The sequence below is a fragment of the Alteromonas sp. S015 genome, assembly GCF_036864485.1.
Lineage (GTDB): Bacteria > Pseudomonadota > Gammaproteobacteria > Enterobacterales > Alteromonadaceae > Alteromonas.
In genome coordinates this window covers 1-1,137 of record NZ_JAZETO010000024.1, presented here as the reverse complement: position 1 = coordinate 1,137, position 1,137 = coordinate 1, and the positions used below count along the sequence as shown (strand labels likewise).

General features: G+C 40.9%; 1 protein-coding gene. It reads right to left on the bottom strand.

All coding sequences use genetic code 11. From position 1 onward, the window contains the following. Positions 1 to 76: 76 nt before the first annotated feature. Positions 77 to 1,126 (bottom strand): IS110 family transposase, encoded by a 1,050-nt coding sequence (locus V7R42_RS19865; RefSeq protein WP_334022395.1) that lies wholly within the window; start codon positions 1,124 to 1,126, stop codon positions 77 to 79. Between the last annotated feature and the right edge of the window lie 11 nt (positions 1,127 to 1,137).

Here is a 1,137-nt window from a genome sequence, read left to right as displayed (position 1 = left end):
TTGCAGAGTACTTTGCGATAAAAGAGATACTCACCATTTAACCAGTTAGATGTTTAAGCTCATGCCACTGTGCGACTTACCCGTTTAAAAAGCGCTCTTCATCGAATACCTGCTGGTTCTTTAACATAAAGTAAGTACATCGCCCAATTTTATGAGCGAGTGCAGATAAAGCCTTCGCCTTGCTCATTCGCTTTTGAAGTTTGGCTAGATATCGTTTCGCGTTGTCATTACCTTTAAGGTACAACACTGCTGCTTCACTAAATGCCCATTTTAAATGAGCATTACCAATCTTATTTCCCTGCGTACCATGCGTTTTACCGGCCGACTCAGCTTTGCATTTTACTAACCGTGAATACGAGGCAAACTTCTGAACTGATGGAAACCGTTTAATATCGCCAACTTCATACAAAATGGTGAGGGCTAAAATTTTCCCGACACCTGGAAACGACTTTAGAATATGTAAATCTGTTGCACAGTGTGTTTGTGCCTGTGTCTTTACATAATGCTCAATCTTGTAGAGCTCACTCACCATGGTTTCGATAATATTTAGATTTAAATCCATGCTCTTTTGCACTGCTTCGTCTGGAAAGAAGTGGCGCATCTTTTCTCTATCAGGTGAGTTTCTTAAATCTAACCGCGTTTCTAAAGCGGGTAAGTTGTATTGACTGACAGTGCTAGCAACATGCGCTTTCAGCTGAGCACTCATTCTCATTATGTGGGTTCTACGGCGAAGCGCATCTCGAATCGAACGGTGCTCCTTTGAATAAGCATGTGCGAGAGGGAAGTTTCCTCCTCGCATTAGCTTCGCTATCTTTAGCGCGTCGATTTTATCATTCTTCGTTTTACCGGCATGGATGGCTCTCATGTAAAGCGCGTGGCCAAGAATAAAATCAATATTATGCTTTTCACAAAAGTCGGATACCCAATACCAGCAGTGCATACATTCAACACCAACAACAATATTGCCCAGATATGGCTTTAAAAGCGCTAACAGTTTATCGGGTGAATCATCTATTTTTTCGTGAACAAGAATGTTGTTCTCATTATCAATAATGCAGACATAAAGCAGTCTGGTGTGAAGATCGATTCCACAATAGTACGGATGTGTATTAGTATAAAAGTTCATTGAGTTTTCTC

Excerpts from the sequence above, each read along its gene's own strand:
- V7R42_RS19865 (WP_334022395.1), bottom strand. The coding sequence starts at position 1,126 with ATGAACTTTTATACTAATACACATCCGTACTATTGTGGAATCGATCTT.